Here is a 419-nt window from a genome sequence, read left to right on the forward strand (position 1 = left end):
CCAGCACCTGACTGCGGCGACCCTGCTCCACGCCGGGAGGAGGACCCGCCTCGAAGTGCAGCGCGACGGACAGGCTGCCATCCGCCGCGTCCTGCATGTCCAGGCGCGCGGGGAAGCCCATCAGCCCGAGGATGTCCCCGAGGAGCTTCTCCACGCGCGGCCGGAAGTCCGGGGCCGGAGTCCCGCCCGAGGCGGGAGCGCCGCCCACGGGGGCCTGCTGAGGAACCTGCTGCTCGCTCACTTGCGTTTTCCTCCCGCTGTCGCCACCGCGGGCGTTCCGCCCCCTGCCTGGGGCTTGTTCTTCCGGTCCAGCCACTTCCGGAGCCCGTACTGCTGCGCGATGGAGAGGATGTTGTTGGTGAAGATGTAGAGCGACAGGCCGGCCGGGTACTGAAGCAGCGTCAGCGTGAAGATGCCGG

The 419-nt window shown here is 70.2% G+C and carries 2 pseudogenes; both read right to left on the bottom strand.

Going from position 1 to position 419, the window contains the following annotated elements:
* Positions 1-241 (bottom strand): annotated as a pseudogene (locus D7Y04_RS42975) (hypothetical protein); the annotation flags it as partial.
* Positions 238-419 (bottom strand): annotated as a pseudogene (locus D7Y04_RS42980) (hypothetical protein); the annotation flags it as partial. The pseudogenes D7Y04_RS42980 and D7Y04_RS42975, both read right to left, overlap by 4 nt.

The sequence above is a fragment of the Corallococcus sp. AB038B genome (assembly GCF_003668955.1).
GTDB classification, from domain to species: domain Bacteria; phylum Myxococcota; class Myxococcia; order Myxococcales; family Myxococcaceae; genus Corallococcus; species Corallococcus exiguus.